Genomic DNA, 19,400 nt, shown 5'->3' with positions numbered 1-19,400 from the left:
CCTGGGCAACGGCGGAGGGGCGGGACCTCGCGGTCCCGCCCCTCCGCCGCGTTCCCCGCGGGTCAGCCGCCGCCGTACGCTCCACAGGCGCTCAGCCGCAGCGCCGTGTCGATGAGCGGCACGTGGCTGAAGGCCTGCGGGAAGTTGCCGACCTGGCGCTTGAGCCGCGGGTCCCACTCCTCGGCGAGCAGCCCGAGGTCGTTGCGCAGCGCCAGCAGCTTCTCGAACAGCTGGCGGGCCTCGTCCACCCGGCCGATCATCGCCAGGTCGTCCGCCATCCAGAACGAACAGGCCAGGAAGGCCCCTTCGTCGCCCGGCAGCCCGTCGAGGTTGTCGTCGCCGCTGCTGGTCGGGTAGCGCAGGATGAAGCCGTCCTCGGTGCTCAGCTCACGCTGGATCGCCTCGATGGTGCCGATGACGCGCTTGTCGTCCGGCGGCAGGAAGCCCATCTGCGGGATGAGCAGCAGCGAGGCGTCCAGCTCCCGGGAGCCGTAGGACTGCGTGAAGGTGTTGCGCTCCTTGTCGTAACCCTTCTCACAGACGTCCCGGTGGATGTCGTCGCGCAGTTCGCGCCAGCGCTCCAGCGGCCCGTCCGCCTCGCCCGACTCGATGAGCTTGACGGTGCGGTCCACCGCGACCCAGGTCATCACCTTGGAGTGCACGAAGTGCCGACGGGGGCCGCGCACTTCCCAGATGCCCTCGTGTCCGGCTCGTTCCAGTGCGCTTCCAGGTAGCGGATCAGCTTGAGCTGCAGCAGGCTGGCGTAGTCGTTGCGGGCGAGACCGGTCATATGGGCCAGGTGCAGGGCCTCGGTGACCTCGCCGTAGACGTCCAGCTGCAGCTGGTGCGCCGCGCCGTTGCCGATCCGGACCGGGGTGGAGCCCTCGTAGCCGGGCAGCCAGTGCAGCTCGTTCTCGCCGAGCTCGCGCTCGCCGGCGATGCCGTACATGATCTGCAGGTTCTCCGGGTCGCCGGCCACCGCCCGCAGCAGCCACTCCCGCCAGGCACGCGCCTCGTCCCGGTAGCCGGTGCGCAGCAGCGACGACAGCGTGATCGCCGCGTCCCGCAGCCAGGTGAAGCGGTAGTCCCAGTTCCGGACCCCGCCGATGTCCTCGGGCAGCGAGGTCGTCGGAGCCGCGACGATGCCGCCGGTGGGCCCGTACGTCAGGCCCTTGAGGGTGATCAGCGAGCGGACCACGGCGTCCCGGTAGGGGCCGTGGTACGTGCACTGGTCCACCCAGTCCTGCCAGAACTGCTCGGTGGCCTCCAGCGAGGCCTCCGGCTCCGGCAGCGACGGCGGCGGGCGGTGCGAGGGCTCCCAGCTGATGGTGAAGGCCACCCGCTCGCCCGGTGAGACGGTGAAGTCCGAATACGTCGTCAGGTCCTCGCCGTACGTGTCGACCTCGGTGTCCAGCCAGACGGAGTCCGGCCCGGCCACCGCGACCGTGCGCTCGCCGACCTTGTGCACCCACGGCACGATCTGGCCGTAGGAGAAGCGCATCCGCAGCGCGGAGCGCATCGGCACCCGTCCGCTGACGCCCTCCACGATCCGGATCAGCTGCGGGGCGCCGTCGCGGGGCGGCATGAAGTCGATCACCCGGACCGTTCCGCGCGGGGTGTCCCACTCGGACTCCAGCACGAGGGAGTCACCCCGGTACCGCCGACGCGTCGACGCCGGTGGACCGGTTCCGGGGGCGTGGGCCGGGCCCAGCCTCCAGAAGCCGTGCTGCTCGGTTCCGAGCAGGCCGGCGAAGACCGCGGGGGAGTCGAACCGGGGCAGGCACAGCCAGTCGACCGTCCCGTCCCGGCAGACCAGTGCAGCGGTCTGCATATCGCCGATGAGTGCGTAGTCCTCGATGCGCCCGGCCACCTGCATCTCCAGTCGAATGACGGCGCCGGCCTCGTAGGGCCGGTCTTGCGGTCTGGGGATTTTCGGCGAGCTCGTGTTCCGGGAGCGGGCGGGGTTGATGCCGTGCCGGCCGGCTCGCAGCGATGTGTCCGAGCAGGATACGTCGTCGGGGAGGCAGGTGCGCGCGTGACGGTGGTCTTCACTGGGCCGGTCGGGTGCACTTGTTCCGCTCATGCCCGAGCATGCCATTAGTCCCCTTGCGAGCTGCTAAAAGCAGGCTAGTGGGGTCGCCGCCGGACGCAGCCCCCCACGGTCGCTGATACCCTGGTAGCCCGTGGGCCGGTGGGCTGAACCACTGAACCGCCGCGACGGCACTCCCCTTGATCCCGTGCCGTCCCGACCCTCACCTCGCGACCACGGGAGCCCCCTCTTGGCAATTGCGCCCAAATCCACGACGACCAAGCACCTCTTCGTCACCGGGGGTGTCGCCTCCTCCCTCGGCAAGGGCCTGACGGCCTCCAGCCTCGGTGCGCTGCTGAAGGCGCGCGGCCTCCGGGTCACCATGCAGAAGCTCGACCCGTACCTCAACGTGGACCCGGGCACGATGAACCCGTTCCAGCACGGTGAGGTCTTCGTCACGGACGACGGCGCCGAGACCGACCTGGACATCGGCCACTACGAGCGCTTCCTGGACGTCAACCTCGACGGTTCGGCGAACGTCACCACCGGCCAGATCTACTCCACGGTCATCGCCAAGGAGCGGCGCGGCGAGTACCTCGGCGACACCGTCCAGGTCATCCCGCACATCACCAACGAGATCAAGTCCCGGATCCGCCGGATGGCGACCGAGGACGTGGACGTGGTGATCACCGAGGTCGGCGGCACCGTCGGCGACATCGAGTCGCTGCCCTTCCTGGAGTCCGTCCGCCAGGTCCGGCACGAGGTCGGCCGCGACAACGTCTTCGTCGTCCACATCTCGCTGCTCCCCTACATCGGCCCGTCCGGTGAGCTCAAGACCAAGCCGACCCAGCACTCGGTCGCCGCCCTGCGCAACATCGGCATCCAGCCCGACGCGATCGTGCTGCGCGCCGACCGCCCGGTGCCGGACGCCATCAAGCGCAAGATCTCGCTGATGTGCGACGTGGACGAGGACGCGGTCGTCGCCTGCGTCGACGCCCCGTCGATCTACGACATCCCCAAGGTGCTGCACACCGAGGGCCTGGACGCGTACGTCGTCCGCAAGCTGGACCTGCCGTTCCGCGACGTGGACTGGACCCAGTGGGACGACCTGCTCAAGCGGGTTCACCAGCCCGCGCACCAGGTCACGGTCGCGCTCGTCGGCAAGTACATCGACCTGCCGGACGCGTACCTGTCGGTGACCGAGGCGCTGCGCGCCGGCGGCTTCGCCAACAACGCCAAGGTGACCGTCAAGTGGGTCACCTCGGACGAGACCCAGACCCCGGCCGGCGCCAAGAAGCACCTCGCCGGCGTGGACGCGGTCTGCGTGCCCGGCGGCTTCGGCGACCGCGGTGTCGAGGGCAAGGTCGCGGCCATCACCTACGCCCGCGAGAACAAGATCCCGCTGCTGGGTCTCTGCCTGGGCCTGCAGTGCGTCGTCATCGAGGCGGCCCGCTCGCTGGCCGGCATCCCGGACGCGAACTCCACCGAGTTCGACCCGACCACGTCCCACCCCGTCATCTCGACGATGGCGGAGCAGCTCGACATCGTGGACGGCAAGGGCGACCTGGGCGGCACCATGCGGCTGGGGCTGTACTCGGCGAAGCTGGCCGAGGGCTCCATCGTGCGCGAGGTGTACGGCGACGCGCCGTCCGCCGACGAGCGCCACCGCCACCGCTTACGAGGTCAACAACGCCTACCGGGCGGAGTTGGAGCAGAAGGCCGGACTGGTCTTCTCCGGGACCTCGCCCGACAACAAGCTGGTGGAGTACGTCGAGTACCCGCGTGAGGTGCACCCGTACCTCGTCGCCACCCAGGCGCACCCCGAGCTGAAGTCCCGCCCGACGCGCCCGCACCCGCTCTTCGCGGGTCTGGTCGCGGCGGCGGTCAAGCGCCAGCAGGGCTGATCCTCCGAGGATCGGATTGATCGGTACGGTGCTGGGGACGGATCTTCGTGATCCGTCCCCAGCACCTTTTCTCGTTCGCACCGGTTCACGGAGGCACCATGCTGCAGGACATCGCCGAGGAGTGGCAGGTCACCGCGACCTCGACACCGTTCTCCGGGGCCAAGACGAGCGTCCGCACCGACGAGGTCGTCATGCCGGACGGTGCCACCGCCAAGCGCGACTACCAGATCCACCCGGGCTCGGTGGCCGTGGTCGCCCTCGACGAGGACGGCCGGGTCCTGGTGCTGCGCCAGTACCGGCACCCGGTACGGCACAAGCTGTGGGAGGTGCCCGCCGGGCTCCTCGACGTGCCCGGTGAGAACCCGCTGCACGCGGCCCAGCGCGAGCTGTACGAAGAGGCGCACGTCAAGGCCGGTGACTGGCGGGTGCTCGCCGACCTCTACACCTCGCCCGGCGGCAGCGACGAGGCGGTCCGGATCTTCCTGGCGCGCGATGTCTCCGAGGCGGACGGCGAGCGGTTCGACGTCTCCGAGGAGGAGGCCGACATGGAGTTCGCCCGGGTCCCGCTGGCCGAACTGGTGCGCGACGTGCTGGCCGGACACGTGCACAACACCTGCCTGGTGGCCGGTGTCCTCGCGCTGCACGCCGCACTGTCGGGCGACGGCGTGGACGCGCTGCGCCCCGCCGACGCGCCCTGGCCCGCCAGGCCCTACACGGCGTAGCCGGTCCCGGCGCGCCGCTGATCCGATTCAGTGATCATTGCGCGCCCCGGCTGCGCGAGGGTCCCCGGCGGGCATGTCCCCGTGCACCGGGTCCGGCCGTTCGGGCGACACTTCCGGATGCCGCGAGAGGCCGCGCGGTTGCCCGTTCGTGATCGCGCCGGCAGGGCCTAGGCTCGATGGTGTTCCCGCTCGCAGCGGCGGCGGGCTCGTGCGCGCAGGCAGAACGGGAGTGTGCCCGTGGCGGATCAGGTGCTGGACGCCGGTGGATCGGTGACCGACGCGGACTTCGTGCCGTCACCCGGCCATCGGCCGGAAGCGACGGCCGCGGTCCCGCCGCCACCGGCGCCGGGCTGCGCCCTGCCCGAGGACGCGCCGCACTTCGTCGGGCGCCGCAGGGAGCTGGACGGGCTGCGGGCCGACATCGACCGGCCGGGCCTGGCCACACTGGGCGGCAGGGTGGCCGACGGCAGCCGCGTCCTGCTGGTCGCTGGACGGCCGGGATCCGGGCGCACTGCCCTCGCCGTCCACCTCGCCCGGGACGTCGCCGCGCGCTACGCCGACGGGCAGCACTTCGTCCGGCTCAGCGGCTCCGGCGGCGAGCGCGTCCCGCCGGAACAGGCCGCGCGGGCGCTGCTGCGGGCACTCGGCGCCGCGTCGCCGCTGCCGGAGGCGGCGCCCGGCGAGGTGTTCGCGGCGCTGCGGGCGGCCATGGCGGGCCGCCACACCGTCCTGGTGCTCGACGACGTCGCCCATGCCGATCAGCTGCTGCCGCTGCTGCCGGAAGGGCCCGGCAGTTTGGTGGTGGCGACGTCCGAGGGCCCGCTGCCCGGTGTCCCGGACGTCCGGCCCTGCACCCTCGGCGGGTTGGACACCGCCGCCTCCGTCGACCTGCTCTCGCAGGCGATCGGCTCGACGCGGGTCACCTGCGACCCGCGTGCGGCCGAGACCCTGGTCCAGGAGTGCGCCGGACATCCCACCGCGCTGCGGCTCGTCGCCGCCTGGCTCGCCGCCCAGCCGCGGCTTTCGGTGACCGACGCCACGAGCCGGCTGCGCGAGGTACCGGACGAGCCGGCGCCGGTGCCTGCGGTGAAGGCCGGGCTCGGCACCGAGGCCGGGCCGGGCGGCGTGCCGCTGCTGCGGCCGGAGGCCGCTTCCCAGGACGGCTCCGGTGCTGCGCCCAAGGCCGGGCCCAAGACCGAACCCGAGAGCGCGCCGGCGTCCGGGTCCAGGTCCGGGTCCAAGGTCAAGCCCGGGAGCGCGCCCACGTCCGAGCCCAGGACCGGGTCCGAGCCCAGGACCGGGTCCGAGCCCAGGACCGGGTCCGGGATCCGGCCCGGGTCCGGGATCCGGCCCGGGGCCGGATCGAAGGCCGGCTTCGAGAAGACCGCGCCACCGGCGGCCGGGGAACGGGATCCCGCGGGACGAGAGGGCCGCGACGCGGCCGGGGCCGACTCCGCCGTCAGGGCCACCCCCGCGCCGGAGGCGCCGCGCGCCACCGCGCCGCCGCAGCTGGTGCGCGCCTTCCGGCTGGTCCACGGCTCGCTGCCGCCCACCGCCGCCCGGATGCTACGGCTGCTGGCGCTCGCGCCGGCCGGGCTGGTGGACTCGCACATCGCCTCCGCGCTGGCCGGCTGCTCGGTGACCGCCGCGCAGAGCACGCTGGACGACCTGGCGGCGCACGGGCTGCTGCACGCGGACCCGGTGGAGCCGCCGCTGCCGCCGCAGTACCGGGTGCCCGGCTGCCTCGAACCGCTGCTGCGCGCCCTGCTGGAGACCCGGGACCGCACGGGCGAGGTACAGCTGGCCAGGGCGCGGATGCTGGAGCGGACGGTGCGGCTGCTGCAGTCGTGCCGCCTCACGCTCGAGCCCGACTCGCATCTGGGCCGGGCCTCGCTGGAGGGCCTGCCCCGTTCGATGCGCTTCGCGTCGCGCGCCGCCGCCGCGGTCTGGCTGCGGGCCCGGCTGCCCGCGCTGCTCGCGGCGGCCCGCGCGGCGGTCGCCGACGGGGAACTCGACACCTTGGCACGGCGGTTGGTCGCCAACATGGTGCGGGCGCTGGGAATGGACCTGGGCGACCGGGAGACGGCGGGGGAGCGGTACCAGCTGCACGCCCTGGTGCTCGACGTGGCGACCCGCCGCGGGCTGCCCCGGGAGAAGGCGGCGGCGCTGATCAACCTCGCCGATCTCGACGTGGAGGCCGGCAGGACCCGGCAGGCGCTCGACCGCTACCGGCTGGCCCTGGGCGAGGCGCGGGCCGGTGACGACGGGGAGGCCGAAGGCCGTGCGATGGAGGCCATCGGCGGCACGTACCTGGAACTCGACGACCCGCAGCGGGCCGCGGACTGGTACGGCAGGGCGCTCGCGCTGCGGCAGGCGCGCGGCGAGACCGGCCACGCCGCCCGGCTGCACGGCCGGCTCGGCGCGCTGCACACCTACGGCGGCCGGTACGGCACCGCGCTGCGCGAGTGGCGGGCCGCCGCGGGTGCCCACCGGCGGCTCGGCGACGTGCCGGCCCAGGCCCGTGCGCTGAGCGAGGCGGCGCGCGTCCAGGAGTACGCGGGCCACCCCGAGGACGCTCTGCGGACCTGCCGTGACGCCCTGTACTGGGCCCGGCAGGCCGGCGACCGCCGACTGGAGGGAGCCGTGCTGCTGCGCATGGCCGACACCCTCGACCGGCTCGGCGACCCGGGCGGCGCCCGCCTGCAGCGCGCGGTCGCGAAGCGCCTGCTCAACCCGGGTGAGGTCGCCGACTGAGGGGGGCCGAAAAGCGGTGGCCTGAAGGCGTCAGCGCCCCGCTCCTAACGAATCAGTCAGAAATCTCGTCCAAACTAATCACTTTGTAAGGCTAGACAGGAAGTCTTCCTTCACTAGACTTGGCTCCGCCGCGCACATCGCGGTCAGGTCCGACGTGTGACGCTTTCTCGCGTTATAGACGGACACCTGCAGCCATTCCTGTCTTCCCATGAGTGCAAGGACCGTGATCGACGTGAAGGTCGGCATCCCCCGCGAGGTCAAGAACAACGAGTTCCGCGTGGCCATCACCCCCGCCGGCGTGAATGAGCTCGTGCGCCACGGACATGAGGTCTACGTGGAGCAGGGCGCCGGTCTCGGCTCCTCCATCCCCGACGCCGAGTACACCGGCGCCGGCGCGAACATCCTGTCCACCGCCGACGAGGTGTGGGCCACGGCCGACCTGCTGCTGAAGGTCAAGGAGCCGATCGCCGAGGAGTACCACCGCCTCCGCAAGGACCAGACGCTCTTCACGTACCTGCACCTGGCCGCGTCCCGCGCCTGCACGGACGCGCTGCTCGAGTCCGGCACCACCGCCATCGCGTACGAGACGGTGGAGACCGCGAACCGCGCCCTCCCGCTGCTCGCCCCGATGTCCGAGGTGGCCGGCCGACTCGCCCCGCAGGTCGGCGCGTACCACCTGATGCGCTCGGTCGGCGGCCGCGGCGTGCTGCCCGGCGGCGTCCCCGGTGTCCAGGCCGGCAAGGCCGTCGTCATCGGCGCCGGTGTCTCCGGCTGGCACGCGACCACGATCGCGCTGGGCATGGGCTTCCATGTCACCCTGCTCGACAAGGACATCAACAAGCTCCGCGAGGCCGACAAGATCTTCGGCACCCGGGTCCAGACCATCACCTCCAACGCCTTCGAGCTGGAGAAGGCCGTCCTGGACGCGGATCTGGTCATCGGCGCGGTGCTGATCCCGGGCGCGAAGGCGCCGAAGCTCGTCACCAACGAGCTGGTCTCCCGCATGAAGCCGGGATCGGTTCTTGTCGACATCGCGATCGACCAGGGCGGCTGCTTCGAGGACTCGCGTCCGACCACGCACGCCGACCCGACCTTCGAGGTCCACAACTCGGTCTTCTACTGCGTCGCCAACATGCCCGGCGCGGTGCCCAACACCTCGACCTACGCGCTGACCAACGCCACGCTGCCGTACATCGTGGAGCTGGCCAACCGGGGCTGGCGCGAGGCGCTGCGCCGCGACGCCGCCTTGGCGCTCGGCCTCAACACCCATGAGGGACAGGTCGTTTACGGCCCGGTCGCCGAGGCGCACGACCTGCACAGCACGGACCTGCACACCCTGCTGGGCTGATCAGCGGGCGTGTGACGGGCGGGTGACGCGCCGCGAAACGTCTACACGTCAACACGGCGACAACGGCCGGGCCTTGGGAGATCCAAGGCCCGGCCGAGTGCGTCGAACGTACCAGTTTCACCGTTTCGTACCCCGCCGAAACATCGTCGTCGAGGCGGTTACACCCTTGACAGCGGGGTGTTCGGTTGCCGACACATCGTGCCGTGTCCGGCGGATTGTGTTGCTGTGAACCACTGACACGCCATAGAGTCGCCAACCGTCGGCATGCTGTCGCGCTGACCTATCGAGAAGTTTCCTGGTCACCAAGGAGGTAAGACGACTTGTGAATGAGTCGACATTTGCTCCCGGGGGTGGTCAACCAGGAATGACCGTTCAGGTCGAGAGCCCCAACAGGCTCGAGACCGTCGGTTCCGTCGCGGTCCGCACCTTCGAGGCGCGCCGGGCCGACAAGAACACGGAGACGCACCCCACACACGCCATGGCGCCATACGAGGACGATCTGCAGGACGGTCAGTTCTACGACCCAGACGCGGAGTACGAGCCGGATCCCGAATACGCGGCCACACTCGCCCCGGACGCTGCCCGTCAGCGCCGCGAGCGGGTCGGTCCGACGGGACGGCCCCTGCCGTACTTCCCGATCCCCAATCCGCTCACCGACCACGGCCCGGCGAAAATCGTCGCGATGTGCAACCAGAAGGGCGGGGTCGGCAAGACGACCTCGACCATCAACCTGGGTGCCGCGCTCGCCGAGTACGGCCGCCGGGTACTCCTCGTCGACTTCGACCCGCAGGGCGCGCTCTCGGTCGGACTCGGCGTCAACCCGATGGAACTCGACATCACCGTCTACAACCTGCTGATGGAACGCGGGTTGGCGGCGGACGAGGTGCTGCTGAAGACCGCGGTGCCCGGTATGGACCTGCTGCCGAGCAATATCGACTTGTCGGCGGCCGAGGTCCAACTGGTCAGCGAGGTGGCGCGCGAGTCGACCCTCCAGCGCGCCCTCAAGCCGCTGATGGCCGACTACGACTACATCGTCATCGACTGCCAGCCCTCGCTCGGCCTGCTGACCGTCAACGCGCTCACCGCGGCGCACTCGGTGATCGTTCCGCTGGAGTGCGAGTTCTTCGCACTGCGCGGTGTCGCGCTGCTCACCGAGACCATCGAGAAGGTCCGGGAACGGCTCAACCCCGAACTCGAACTCGACGGCATCCTCGCCACCATGTACGACTCGCGCACGGTGCACAGCCGTGAGGTGCTGGCCCGCGTGGTCGAGGCCTTCGACGAGCACGTGTTCCACACGGTCATCGGCCGTACGGTGCGCTTCCCGGAGACCACCGTCGCCGGTGAGCCGATCACCACGTACGCGTCCAACTCCGTGGGCGCCGCCGCCTACCGTCAGCTCGCCAGGGAGGTGCTCGCCCGGTGTCACGCCGAGTGAGTCTCCCGGGTGCGGACGAACTGTTCCGCACCACCGGGGGCATGGGGCTGCAGGCCTCCCAGCCCCGTAAGCACGCCAACGGGGACGCTCAGAAGGCCGCTGGGGCCGACGGACGGCTGCGGCCGGTTCCCGACGCCCCGGCGGACGGGAACGAGCCGCAGACGGGCACGGCGCCCGACGGCGGCGGCCAGGACGGGAGCGCGGCCGAGCACAGCGGCCGCGAGGGGAGCCAGAGCCGCCGTCCGCAGGCCGCGGGCCAGCCGCCGACGGCCCCGGTGCCGGCCCAGCAGACGCGCCGCAAACAGCAGCGGCCGCGCCCGAGCGGCCGTGAACGGCACGACGAGAAGATCACCGTCTATGTCTCCGCCGAGGAGCTGATGGATCTCGAACACGCGCGGCTCGTGCTGCGCGGTGAACACGGGCTGGCGATCGACCGCGGCCGGATCGTCCGCGAGGCGGTCGCCGTGGTGCTGGCGGACCTGGAGTCCCGCGGGGACGCGAGCATCCTGGTGCGCCGACTGCGGGGCCGCTGAGCCACCGGGTGGTGGTCGGCGTGGCCTCGGCGACGTCGGACGGGGCGGCTCAGTAGGCTCCCTGCCGGGGGGCCGCCCCCGCCGACCCCGCACGATGGACAGCGATGCCGATTCCCGACGACGACGCCCCCCAGCCGCCCCGCCGAGCCCTCGGCCGGGGTCCGGGCCGCGCGGGCGCGGCGGCGGAGCGCGTCGTCGTTCCGGAGCCCGTCGCGGGACCCGAGCCCGTCCCGGCACCGGCGCCCGTCGAACCGGCGGCGCTGGGGGAGCGGGCTTCCGCCCCCGAAAGGGCGGCTTCCGCCCCCGAAGCGGCTCCCGCCCCCGAAGCGGCTCCCGAGGAGACCCCTGACGCGCCCGACGTCCCCGCCGTCCCGCCCGACGGCCGGTTCACCGTGCGGCTGGAGAACTTCGAGGGGCCGTTCGACCTGCTGCTCCAGCTGATCTCGAAGCACCGGATGGACGTGACCGAGGTCGCGCTGTCCACGGTCACCAACGAGTTCATGGCGCACATCCGCGCGATGGGCGCCGACTGGGACCTCGACCAGGCCACCGAGTTCCTCGTCGTCGCGGCGACACTGCTCGACCTGAAGGCGGCCCGGCTGCTGCCGACCGCCGAGGTCGAGGACGAGGGGGACCTGGCGCTGCTGGAGGCGCGCGACCTGCTCTTCGCCCGGCTGCTGCAGTACCGCGCCTACAAGCGGATCGCGGCGATCTTCGCCGAGCGGCTGGAGGCGGAGGCGCTGCACCACCCCCGCACGGTGGGCCTGGAGCCGCAGCACGCGGACCTGCTGCCGGAGGTCGTCCTCAGCGTCGGCCCGCAGCGGTTCGCGAAGCTGGCCGTCAAGGCGATGCAGCCCAAGCCGGTGCCGCAGATCTACACCGACCACATCCACGCGCCCCTGGTCAGCGTCAGGGAGCAGGGCGAGCTGGTGGTGGCCCGGCTGATCGAGCTGGGGGAGAGCAGCTTCGCCGACCTCGCGGCGGACGCTCCCGACACCCTCACCGTCGTCGCGCGTTTCCTGGCCCTCCTGGAGCTCTACCGGGAGAAAGTGGTCGCGCTGGACCAGGAGGAGGCGCTCGGCGCCCTGCTGGTGCGCTGGACCGGTGGCCCCCAGGAGGCCGCGCGGCGGCTCGTCACCGACGAATTCGACCCGGAGGGCAGCAAAAAATGACGGAAGACGCAGCGGCGCCCGCCGGACCGCTCTCCGCCGAGGTGGCCGCCCTCGACCTCGGGCCCGCGCTGGAGGCCGTGCTGATGGTCGTGGACGAGCCGGCCACCGTGGAGCAGCTGGCGACGGTGCTGCAGCGTCCGAAGCGCGCGGTCGCCGCCGCCCTGCGCACGCTGTCCGACGAGTACACGGCTCAGGGCAGGGGCTTCGACCTGCGGCTGGTCGCCGGCGGCTGGCGGTTCTACACCCGGCCGGCCTTCGCGCCGGCCGTGCAGAAGTTCGTGCTGGACGGTCAGCAGGCCCGGCTGACGCAGGCCGCGCTGGAGACGCTGGCGGTCGTCGCGTACCGCCAGCCGGTCAGCCGATCACGGGTTTCCGCGGTCCGCGGAGTCAACTGCGACGGCGTGATGCGCACCCTTCTGCAGCGCGGTCTGGTGGAGGAGGGTGGGACGGAACCCGAAACAGGTGCGATCCTGTACAGGACGACGAACTACTTTCTGGAGCGGATGGGCCTTCGGGGCCTGGACGAGCTACCCGAGCTCGCCCCCTTCCTGCCGGAGGCGGACGCCGTCGAGGCGGACTCCTTGGAAGGGGTTCCGTCGTTCGACCCGGATGCACCGGACGATGCAGATACGACGACTCACTCGACGACGGAACTTTGATGCGAAGCAGCGACAGGAACAGCGGCGGCAACCGGAACCCGAACCCCCGGGGCGGCACCCCCCGCGGCGCGGGCGGGGGCTCCGGTAGCGGCGGCTCCCGTGGCGGCAGCGGTGCGGGCGGCGGTGGCGGATCCCGCGGCGGCAGCAGCGGTGGCGCCCCCCGCGGCGGCAGCGGCGCCGGCGGCGCCGGCTCCCGCGGTGGCGGCGGCTACCCCCGCGGCGGCGGCAGCACGCCCCGCACGTCTGGCAGCGGCCAGCAGCGCGACGAGGAGAGGCGCACGCAGAACCCGCGTCCCGAGGAGCGCCGCTACGACGTCGGGAACACCGGCCAGTCGGGCGCGAACCGGCCCGGCGGCGTGCCGCCCGAGAAGCCGCGCTACCGCGCCACCGGCAACCTCGGCCGCAAGCCGATCCCCGCGAAGTCGCGCGAGCTCGAAGCCAAGATCGAGGAGCGCAACCGCTCCCGGTACGAGAACCGCCCGGAGATCAAGACTCCGAAGACCTTCGGCAACGACCAGGAGGGCGAGCGGCTGCAGAAGATCCTCGCCCGTGCCGGGATGGGATCGCGCCGTGCGTGCGAGGACCTGATCCACCAGCACCGCGTCGAGGTCAACGGCAAGATCGTCGTCGAGCAGGGCATGCGCGTCGACCCGGAGAAGGACGAGATCAAGGTGGACGGCCTGACGGTCGCCACCCAGTCGTACCTGTTCTTCGCGCTGAACAAGCCGGCCGGCGTCGTCTCCACCATGGAGGACCCCGACGGGCGCCAGTGCCTCGGCGACTACGTCACCAACCGTGAGACCCGGCTCTTCCACGTCGGCCGACTGGACACCGAGACGGAGGGCCTGATCCTCCTGACCAACCACGGGGAGCTGGCGCACCGCCTCACCCACCCGCGGTACGGCGTCAAGAAGACCTACCTGGCCGCGATCCAGGGCCCGCTGCCGCGTGACCTCGGCAAGCAGCTCAAGGACGGCATCGAGCTGGAGGACGGTCTGGCGCGCGCCGACCACTTCCGCGTCGTGGAGAACCTCGGCAAGAACTACCTGGTCGAGGTGACCCTGCACGAGGGCCGCAAGCACATCGTGCGCCGGATGCTGTCCGAGGCCGGCTTCCCGGTCGACCGGCTGGTGCGCACCCACTTCGGTCCGATCCCGCTGGGCGACCAGAAGTCCGGCTGGCTGCGCCGCCTCACCAACACGGAGGTCGGCATGCTGATGGGCGAGGTCGAGCTCTAAAGCGTCACCGCACCGCCTTCCGGCCGGTCGCAACGGTCCTCCGGGCCGTTGCGACCGGCCGTCGCCGTAGGGACCGGCGGACGAAAACAGTGGCCCGGCGGCCCGCGGTACGGCGAGGATGGTCACCATGACCATCCACGCCGACCCTCTCCACGCCGGACTGCCCGATCTGAGCCCGGTCCTCGCCGAGCTGACCGCCCGGGAACAGCCGCTGCTCTTCGCCACCGTCTCCGGCGCGCACCTGTACGGATTCCCGTCCCGGGACTCGGACGTCGACCTGCGCGGAGTCCACCTCCTGCCGCTGGCCGATCTCATCGGGCTGCGGGAGGGCGAGGAGACCAGGACCCGGATGTGGAACCGGGAGGGCCTGGAGCTGGACCTGGTCACGCACGACCTGCTGAAGTTCTGCCGGCTGATGCTGCGCCGCAACGGCTACGTGCTGGAACAGCTGCTCTCCCCGCTGGTCGTGCACACCAGCGCCGTGCACCGCGAGCTCGCGTCCCTGGCACCGGGTGTGATCACCCGCCAGCACGGCCACCACTACCGCGGGTTCGCGGCCACGCAGTGGCGCCTGTACGAGAGGAACGGCGAGCTCAAGCCGCTGCTCTACACCTTCCGCGCGCTGCTGACCGGTATCCGGCTGATGCGCGGCGGTGGTGTCGAGGCCCACCTGCCGACGCTGATCAGCCAGATCACCGCCCCCGCCTACCTCCCCGAGCTCATCGAGGCCAAGGCGGTGGCCGAACACGGCCCGGCGACGGGCATGGGCATAGCCCACGTCGCCCGCGACGTCGAGACGCTGCACGCCGTGCTCGACGAGGCACAGGCCGCCTCCCGCCTCCCGGACGAGAGCACCGCCCACGACGCCCTGCACGACCTCGCGGTCCGCACGCGGGTGGCGGCGTGACCACCGACGCCCGGCGCCCGGCGACCGGCGCGCTGATCGGACTGGCGCTCGGGGACGCGCTCGGTTTCCCGACCGAGTTCAACGACGTGCCCGCGATCCTGCGGAAGATGGGCCCCTGGCGCGAGATGGAGCTGCTCCGGCCCGCGATCGTCACCGACGACACCCAGATGACGCTCGCGCTCGCGCGCGGTCTGCGCACCGCCATGGAGCGCGGGCCGCTGGCACCGCTGCGGATGACGCGGCCGGTGCGGGACGAGTACGTCGAGTGGTGGCGGTCGCCGGAGAACAACCGGGCGCCCGGCCGGACCTGCCTGGTGGCCTGCGAGCGGCTCAGCCATGAGGGGCGCCGCTGGCAGGACGCGAGCCAGACCGGCTCCAAGGGCTGCGGGGCCAATATGCGGGTGGCGCCGATCGGGCTGGTGCCGGGGCTCGACGAGGAGACCCGCGCGGGCGCCGCGCAGCTCCAGTCGGCGCTGACCCACGGGCATCCCACCGCGCTCGCGGCGAGCGACCTCACCGCGCACGCGGTGCTGCTGCTCGCCCAGGGCACCCGGCCGGACGAGCTGGTCGGCCTGCTGCGCGGCTACGCGACCGCCAACCGGTCCGTCTACCACCACCGTTGGCTGGACGACTTGTGGACGTACGCGCAGGACCCGCTGCCGACGAGTTTCATCGAACGCGGCTGGGACGAGTGCCTGGCGGTGCTGGCGCGGCTCGAGGCGGCGCTGCGCGACCCGGACCCGGAGCGGGACCCCTGCCTGGCCACCGGGGAGGGCTGGATCGCCGAGGAGGCGCTCGCCACCGGGCTGCTGTGCTTCCTGCTCTTCCCCGACGACCCGGTGACCGCCCTGCGCCGGGCGGCCTGCACCTCGGGGGACTCGGACTCGATCGCCTGCCTCGCCGGCGCCTTCGCCGGCGCGCACCTCGGTGCGGCGGCCTGGCCGGCCGAGTGGGCGGGGCGGATCGAGTACCGGGAGGAGCTACTGGGGTTCGGCGCCCTGTGGGACGGGGTCTGAGGCGGGGTCCGGAGCGGTGACCGAGGCGCGGCGGACGCGGATCAGGAAGTCCTCGACGCGCGCCCGGTCGGGTTCGGAGGGCAGCGGTGAGCGGGGGGCCGCCGCGTCCGCCGCGTCGTGCAGCTCCGTCATCCAGGCCGTCACCGCGTCCCAGGGGACCTCGCCGCGCTTGACGGCCAGCAACCGCTCACGGTGCTCGCCGACGTCGATCCGCAGCTCACCGCTGCGCAGCACGTCACGGCAGCTGATCAACAGCCGCAGCAGGTGCATGGCGTGCTTCCAGCGCGGCGCCCCGTGGTTGCGGATGTCGCCCTCCAGCTTGTGCAGCTGCTGGGCCGCGTAGCCGCGGAAGGTGGCGTCGACCCGCCGGGACAGGAAGGCGCCGCGCAGGACGAGCAGCTCCCGGCCGGTGTCGTCCAACCGCTCCACGAGGGGCGAGTGCAGGCATTCGAGGAGGTTGGGGTTGGCGCGCAGCGCCAGGTCGCAGAAGCGCTCCAACTCCCAGGAGAACTGCTCCTCCGCCGGGCCGTCCACGTGCGTCGGAGGCTTGGTGAAGCCCCAGAAGAGCGGGGTGGGCGCCACGTACACGCCCCGGCGGTCGGTGTCGCTGCCGTCGGTGGCCAGTCCGAAGGCGCGCGAGCCCATGACACAGGAGTAGACGGTGTGACGGCGTACGAGCTCGTGATCGTGATCGTGATCGTGATCGGGTCCGGGCATACGGCGATTATGACCAGGGCGTGAGCCGCAGCGGACGGCCTTCCGCGTTCCGTTCGACCTCCAGCATCCCGGTCACCGCCGTGCGGTTGATCCGGCCGTACACATGGGGGAAGAGGGTGTCCGCGGCGACGCCGGGCGGCGGGGCCGGGTCCGCGGCCTCCCAGCGCACCGGGTGGTCCAGCTCCGCCTCGTCGATGAGCAGCACCATCAGCGGGCCCGGGGTGTCCCGGTAGAACGCCCCGGCGACCGCCAGGGTGACGGCCTCGTCGGGAGAGCAGTGCACGAAGCCGTCCTCGGCGAGGGAGGCGGGCGCGTACGGGCGGTCGGGCTCGTGGAGCCAGCTGTCCAGCGGAACGAGATGAAGGATCATGTGAAGTGTTGTACCGGAAGCCGGTGGCCTCCAGGTGACGGATGCGTCCACCCGTCTCGCAGGGCGGTCGCGGCGACCGCCCCGCCGATCACCTGGTTACGCTGGGTGGGTTCGGATGTGCGGGTACGAGGGAGCAGTGACGTGGCGGTACGAGCGGTCCGCGGAGCCGTCCAGCTGGAGCGGGACGAGGCGGAGCACATGCACGGACAGGTGTCCGAGCTGCTGACCGCCCTGCTGGAGCGCAACAGCCTCGCGGTGGACGACCTGATCAGCGTGATCTTCACCGCCACCCCCGACCTGCACAGCGACTTCCCGGCGGTGGCGGCGCGCAGGCTCGGCATCGTCGACGTGCCGCTGGTCTGCGCCCAGGAGCTGGACATCGAGGGCGCCATGCCGCGCGTGGTGCGCATCCTGGCGCACGTCGAGAGCGAACTGCCGAAGAGCGAGATCGGGCACGTCTACCTCGGCGCCGCGGCCGCGCTCCGCAAGGACATCGCCCAGTGAGGACCGCCCTGGTCATCGGAACCGGCCTGATGGGCACCTCCGCCGCGCTGGCCCTGGTCTCCCGCGGCGTGGAGGTGTACCTGGAGGACCACGACCCGTCCGTCGCACGCACCGCCGCCGCCCTCGGGGCGGGCAGCGCGCTGGCCCCCGAGGGCCGGGTCGACCTCGCCGTCGTCGCCGTGCCACCGGCGCACGTGGCGGCCACCCTCGCCGACGCGCAGCGCCGCGGCCTGGCCCGCGGCTACCTCGACGTGGCCAGCGTGAAGGCCGGTCCCCGCCGCGATCTGCAGGCGCTGGGCTGCGACCTGTCCCGCTACATCGGCACGCACCCGATGGCGGGCCGCGAGCTCTCCGGCCCGCTGGCCGGCACCGCCGACCTCTTCGAGGGCCGGCCCTGGGTGCTGACGCCCACCCGGGAGACCGAGACCGAGGTGCTCAACCTCGCCCTGGAACTGGTCGCCCTGTGCCGCGCCGTGCCGGTGGTGATGGACGCCGACGAGCACGACCGGGCCGTCGCGCTCGTCTCGCACACCCCGCAGCTGGTCTCCAGCATGGTCGCCGCCCGCCTGGAGCACGCCGCGGACACCGCGGTGCGGCTGTGCGGGCAGGGCATCCGCGACGTCACCCGTATCGCCGGTTCCGAACCCGGCATGTGGATGGACATCCTGGCCGCCAACCCGGGCCCGGTGGCCGATGTGCTCGCCGAGGTCGCCACCGACCTGACCGGCGCCGTCGAGGCGCTGCGCGGGCTGCAGTCCGCCGACGAGGACAAGCGCCGTACGGGCGCCGCCGGGATCGAGGACATCCTGCTGCGCGGCAACGCGGGGCGGGACCGGGTGCCCGGCAAGCACGGGACGGCTCCCAAGGCCTACGAGGTGGTCGCGGTGCTCATCGGCGACCAGCCGGGCGAGCTGGCACGGATCTTCGCCGACGCCGGCGCGGCCGGCGTGAACATCGAGGACGTCCGCATCGAGCACTCGACGGGTCAGCAGGCCGGCCGGGTGCAGCTCATGGTGGAGCCGGCGGCGGCGCCGGGCCTGACGAGCGCGCTGCGCGACCGGGGCTGGTCCATCCGGTCCTGAGCGGGCCCGGAGAGGTCCCGGGCGTTCCTGGGCCGGTCCGAGCGGGTCCGAGCCGGGTCCGAGCCCGTCCCGGGAGTTCCCGAGCCGGCCCCGAGCCGCCCCCGAGAGGTCCCGCTGAGCGGCCCGGAGCGGTCCCGCGGCCGCTCAGGACGCGCGGAGGGACAGGTTCCGGCGGCCGGGGACAACGGCTGTGGTACGTGCGCTGGTGCCCTGCCGGTAACCTTGGGGGATGGCCTCCGGCGACAGCCGGGCCGTCCTCACCCCGTAACCGTGCCCAAGGAAGGCCCTCGCGCTGTGGAATCTCCGGTGATCGTCGCCATCGACGGCCCCTCGGGCACGGGTAAGTCCAGCACGTCCAAGGCCGTCGCGGCCAAGCTCGGCCTCAGCTACCTCGACACCGGCGCCCAGTACCGGGCGATCACCTGGTGGATGCTGAGCAACGGCGTGGACGTGAGCGACACCGACGCCGTGGCCAACGCCTCCGCCAAGCCCGTCATCGTCTCCGGCACCGAGCCCGCGGGCCCGACCATCACCGTGGACGGCGAGGACGCCTCCGGGCCGATCCGCACCCACGAGGTCACCGCCGCGGTCAGCGCCGTCAGCGCGGTGCCGGAGGTGCGCACCCGGCTGGTCGGGCTGCAGCGCGCGGCCGCCTCCTCCGCGCCGGCCGGCATCGTCGTGGAGGGCCGGGACATCGGCACCACGGTGCTGCCCGACGCCACCCTCAAGATCTTCCTGACCGCCTCCGCCGAGGCCCGCGCGTTCCGGCGCAGCGGTGAGCTCAAGGGCGCGCAGAGCGTGCAGGCCACCCAGGACGCCCTGGTCAAGCGGGACGCGGCCGACTCCGGCCGGAAGACCTCGCCGCTGGCCAAGGCGGACGACGCCATAGAGGTCGACACCACCGACCTCTCCCTCGACCAGGTCATCGAGTGCATCGTCACCCTGATCGAGGAGAAGCGAGCGGCTCGGTGACGTCCCAGCACCTGACGGCGCCCGGCCCGCGCGGA

At 72.3% G+C, this 19,400-nt stretch carries 15 protein-coding genes and 2 pseudogenes; 14 read left to right on the top strand and 3 right to left on the bottom strand.

What is annotated here, in order from left to right; all coding sequences use genetic code 11:
- Positions 1-62: 62 nt before the first annotated feature.
- Positions 63-1,870: pseudogene (locus tag M2266_RS08145) on the bottom strand (glycoside hydrolase family 15 protein).
- 415 nt (positions 1,871-2,285) lie between these two features.
- On the opposite strand from M2266_RS08145, the pseudogene M2266_RS08140 reads away from it, so the two are divergent.
- From M2266_RS08140 to M2266_RS08090, 11 genes and pseudogenes are all read left to right on the top strand, one after another.
- A pseudogene (locus tag M2266_RS08140) lies at positions 2,286-3,933 on the top strand (CTP synthase).
- A gap of 98 nt (positions 3,934-4,031) precedes the next feature.
- Positions 4,032-4,655, top strand: coding sequence for an NUDIX hydrolase (locus M2266_RS08135; protein ID WP_277437557.1), 624 nt, complete (start codon positions 4,032-4,034; stop codon positions 4,653-4,655).
- A gap of 237 nt (positions 4,656-4,892) precedes the next feature.
- A complete protein-coding gene (locus M2266_RS08130; RefSeq protein WP_277437556.1) occupies positions 4,893-7,409 on the top strand; it encodes an NB-ARC domain-containing protein in 2,517 nt (838 codons plus the stop codon).
- Positions 7,410-7,641: 232 nt separating this feature from the next.
- The gene (gene ald, locus M2266_RS08125; RefSeq protein WP_277441105.1) at positions 7,642-8,757 is read left to right on the top strand and encodes an alanine dehydrogenase; all 1,116 of its coding nucleotides are present in this window, start codon (positions 7,642-7,644) and stop codon (positions 8,755-8,757) included.
- 364 nt (positions 8,758-9,121) lie between these two features.
- Positions 9,122-10,195, top strand: coding sequence for a ParA family protein (locus M2266_RS08120; RefSeq protein ID WP_138353360.1), 1,074 nt, complete (start codon positions 9,122-9,124; stop codon positions 10,193-10,195).
- The gene (locus tag M2266_RS08115) at positions 10,192-10,728 is read left to right on the top strand and encodes a hypothetical protein (protein ID WP_277437555.1); all 537 of its coding nucleotides are present in this window, start codon (positions 10,192-10,194) and stop codon (positions 10,726-10,728) included. The genes M2266_RS08120 and M2266_RS08115 overlap by 4 nt, the downstream gene beginning before the upstream one ends.
- A gap of 104 nt (positions 10,729-10,832) precedes the next feature.
- Positions 10,833-11,900 (top strand): segregation/condensation protein A, encoded by a 1,068-nt coding sequence (locus tag M2266_RS08110; RefSeq protein ID WP_277437554.1) that lies wholly within the window; start codon positions 10,833-10,835, stop codon positions 11,898-11,900.
- Positions 11,897-12,559, top strand: coding sequence for an SMC-Scp complex subunit ScpB (gene scpB / locus M2266_RS08105; RefSeq protein ID WP_277437553.1), 663 nt, complete (start codon positions 11,897-11,899; stop codon positions 12,557-12,559). Before M2266_RS08110 ends, scpB begins: the two co-directional genes overlap by 4 nt.
- On the top strand, positions 12,559-13,797 hold the full coding sequence (locus tag M2266_RS08100) for a pseudouridine synthase (RefSeq protein ID WP_277437552.1): 1,239 nt from the start codon (positions 12,559-12,561) through the stop codon (positions 13,795-13,797). Before scpB ends, M2266_RS08100 begins: the two co-directional genes overlap by 1 nt.
- A gap of 127 nt (positions 13,798-13,924) precedes the next feature.
- On the top strand, positions 13,925-14,704 hold the full coding sequence (locus M2266_RS08095; protein ID WP_277437551.1) for a nucleotidyltransferase domain-containing protein: 780 nt from the start codon (positions 13,925-13,927) through the stop codon (positions 14,702-14,704).
- Positions 14,701-15,720, top strand: coding sequence for an ADP-ribosylglycohydrolase family protein (locus M2266_RS08090; RefSeq protein WP_277437550.1), 1,020 nt, complete (start codon positions 14,701-14,703; stop codon positions 15,718-15,720). Before M2266_RS08095 ends, M2266_RS08090 begins: the two co-directional genes overlap by 4 nt.
- Here the strand turns inward: M2266_RS08090 and M2266_RS08085 are convergent.
- Both M2266_RS08085 and M2266_RS08080 read right to left on the bottom strand, forming a co-directional pair.
- Positions 15,685-16,437: a nucleotidyltransferase domain-containing protein gene (locus M2266_RS08085; protein WP_277437549.1), complete on the bottom strand. Its 753-nt coding sequence runs from the start codon at positions 16,435-16,437 to the stop codon at positions 15,685-15,687. The genes M2266_RS08090 and M2266_RS08085 overlap by 36 nt on opposite strands.
- 7 nt (positions 16,438-16,444) lie before the next feature.
- Complete coding sequence (locus tag M2266_RS08080; RefSeq protein WP_277437548.1) at positions 16,445-16,807, bottom strand: DUF952 domain-containing protein; 363 nt, start codon at positions 16,805-16,807, stop codon at positions 16,445-16,447.
- Between the two features lie 141 nt (positions 16,808-16,948).
- Here M2266_RS08080 and aroH point away from each other — a divergent pair, with 141 nt between their 5' ends.
- The 3 genes from aroH to cmk all read left to right on the top strand — a co-directional run bounded on the left by aroH (position 16,949) and on the right by cmk (position 19,365).
- Entirely contained in the window at positions 16,949-17,311 is a 363-nt protein-coding gene (gene aroH / locus M2266_RS08075) for a chorismate mutase (RefSeq protein WP_277437547.1), read from the top strand.
- On the top strand, positions 17,308-18,393 hold the full coding sequence (locus M2266_RS08070) for a prephenate dehydrogenase (RefSeq protein ID WP_277437546.1): 1,086 nt from the start codon (positions 17,308-17,310) through the stop codon (positions 18,391-18,393). The genes aroH and M2266_RS08070 overlap by 4 nt, the downstream gene beginning before the upstream one ends.
- Positions 18,394-18,687: 294 nt before the next feature.
- The gene (gene cmk, locus M2266_RS08065) at positions 18,688-19,365 is read left to right on the top strand and encodes a (d)CMP kinase (RefSeq protein ID WP_346780876.1); all 678 of its coding nucleotides are present in this window, start codon (positions 18,688-18,690) and stop codon (positions 19,363-19,365) included.
- Positions 19,366-19,400: the final 35 nt, after the last annotated feature.

It is taken from the genome of Streptomyces sp. SPB162 (assembly GCF_029504575.1).
Classification (GTDB): domain Bacteria; phylum Actinomycetota; class Actinomycetes; order Streptomycetales; family Streptomycetaceae; genus Actinacidiphila.
This window is presented reverse-complemented; position numbering and strand designations above follow the sequence as displayed.

What these genes read in the sequence shown, in the direction of transcription:
- M2266_RS08095 (WP_277437551.1), top strand. Translation starts at nt 13,925, where the DNA reads ATGACCATCCACGCCGACCCTCTCCACGCCGGACTGCCCGATCTGAGC.
- M2266_RS08100 (WP_277437552.1), top strand. Translation starts at nt 12,559, where the DNA reads ATGCGAAGCAGCGACAGGAACAGCGGCGGCAACCGGAACCCGAACCCC.
- scpB (WP_277437553.1), top strand. Translation starts at nt 11,897, where the DNA reads ATGACGGAAGACGCAGCGGCGCCCGCCGGACCGCTCTCCGCCGAGGTG.
- M2266_RS08120 (WP_138353360.1), top strand. Translation starts at nt 9,122, where the DNA reads ATGACCGTTCAGGTCGAGAGCCCCAACAGGCTCGAGACCGTCGGTTCC.
- M2266_RS08110 (WP_277437554.1), top strand. Translation starts at nt 10,833, where the DNA reads ATGCCGATTCCCGACGACGACGCCCCCCAGCCGCCCCGCCGAGCCCTC.
- M2266_RS08080 (WP_277437548.1), bottom strand. Translation starts at nt 16,807, where the DNA reads ATGATCCTTCATCTCGTTCCGCTGGACAGCTGGCTCCACGAGCCCGAC.
- M2266_RS08085 (WP_277437549.1), bottom strand. Translation starts at nt 16,437, where the DNA reads ATGCCCGGACCCGATCACGATCACGATCACGATCACGAGCTCGTACGC.
- M2266_RS08135 (WP_277437557.1), top strand. Translation starts at nt 4,032, where the DNA reads ATGCTGCAGGACATCGCCGAGGAGTGGCAGGTCACCGCGACCTCGACA.